This is a genomic window from Bacteroidota bacterium (assembly GCA_034723125.1).
In the GTDB taxonomy this organism is placed as follows: domain Bacteria; phylum Bacteroidota; class Bacteroidia; order CAILMK01; family JAAYUY01; genus JAYEOP01.
In genome coordinates, this window is sequence record JAYEOP010000509.1 from 1 (window position 1) to 1,780 (window position 1,780).

At 27.8% G+C, this 1,780-nt stretch carries 1 protein-coding gene; it reads right to left on the reverse strand.

Features of this window, described 5'->3' with window-relative positions; translation table 11 throughout:
• Window positions 1–391: 391 nt before the first annotated feature.
• Entirely contained in the window at window positions 392–1,465 is a 1,074-nt protein-coding gene (locus tag U9R42_13240) for a Fic/DOC family N-terminal domain-containing protein (protein MEA3496984.1), read from the reverse strand.
• Window positions 1,466–1,780 lie beyond the last annotated feature (315 nt).

The window sequence follows — 1,780 nt, forward strand, 5'->3', positions numbered from 1 at the left end:
ATTTGTTACATGAGTGTAGATCTCTGTGGTTTTTGAACTACTATATCCAAATAAATTTTGAATATATCTTAAATATATTCACAAATATAATAAAATTTGTACTATACAACAAAACAATAAAGTTTTTCTTTTATACCGAAAGGTTATCATGTAACAGAAAATAAATTTTCTTAACATGCTAATCCATCGGCATAATACTAGATTCTTTTTAATTAAATTGATGGTGGTTAAGTATTATCTAACGAACCGCCAAGTACAGCCTGTGCTGAATACTTTCGGTAAGACCCGCTTGGTTTAGGTCCCGACCAAAAGGTGCGGGATAAATTGTGAGAGCTACACTTTGTTAGCCGTAGTTTTAACGAAGGAATATCAGCCGCCTACTCAATTGTGCTTAGTGCTTTTTCAATATTTCAATCAATTTTTCATTTATATATATACTTTCTCGTCCAATTTTTTGAGATGTAATTATTCCAATATTTTTCATTTTTTTCAAATATCTTGACGCGGCTTTTCTTTCTACATTCAATTTTTCAACTACAAATTCAATTTTAGAATACGGCTGTTCAAAAAGTAATTCAATTAATTCTTTTCGATATATTTTTGGTTCCTTATTTTGAGCAATTAGAATTGTTTCTGAAAGTAGGTTTTTAATTGCATTTATTTTTGAAATTGTTCTGTTTGAAGTTACTTCTATTGCTTTTAAGATATACAAAATATAATCTTCCCATTCATCTGTTTTATTGACTCTATTTAATAGTCTATAATATTCCGATTTATTTTCATTTATATATGAACTCAAATACAAAATTGGAATGTCAAGCAAGTCATTTATTGTTAAGTACAAAATATTTAATATTCTACCTGTTCTTCCATTCCCGTCATAAAATGGATGAATACTTTCAAATTGATAATGTAATATGGCTAAATTTATTAGAGGTGATAAATCTTCATTCACAATATTAAAATGCTCTAAGAAATCACCTAATAAATCTAAAATTTCATCCTTTTCCTGTGGTGGTGTATAAACAATTTCTCCTGTTTTATCATTCTTCAAGACAGTTCCTGCCATACTTCTAATTCCTGCATTATTTTCAATAATTGTTTTTTGTAGAAATTCAATATCTTTTAATTTTAGAAAGCCTTGTTGTTTCAATAAATCGTGTCCAACAAATATTGCTTTTCTATAATTGATAACTTCTTTTACTTGTGAAGACTGTTTCCCTTTTGTTGCTAATGCTTTATATAATTCATCTTGAGTTGTGATTATATTTTCTATTTCAGAACTATCTTTTGCTTCCTGAAGTACAACTGCGTTAATTAGCATTGCCTGATTTGGCATTGTTTGAGCAATTCCTTTTAATTCTCCTAATGCTTGAGATGATTTACTTAATTGTCGAAGAATTTCTAAAGTTTCGACTTTTTCTCGTTTAGGAGGCAGTTTATCTAACTTTTTAATAGGGTGCATTTTGTCTCGTGTTTTATTTATATGTACCAAAAATACAAAAAATAGTTCAAATGGCAATAATGTTGGATTTTTTGTCGCATTAAGCACAACGACAGTCTATCTAATAACCCTAACCACCGATTAAATTTTTGTCAAATATAAAGCTATTTCTACTTTGCTCAAAAAATAATTTACTTTTTTTTAGGTTTATTTTTGCTAGAATTTCTTTTGATATTTAAAAATCCTAACTTATTATTTTTCTCTAAAGTGATGATTTACTTTTGCGAAAAATTGGTAATTTTACTTTTGCCATTTACAGATGTTAATCCAAAAACA

Coding starts and splice junctions, on each gene's coding strand:
- U9R42_13240 (MEA3496984.1), bottom strand. CDS start 1,465: ATGCACCCTATTAAAAAGTTAGATAAACTGCCTCCTAAACGAGAAAAA.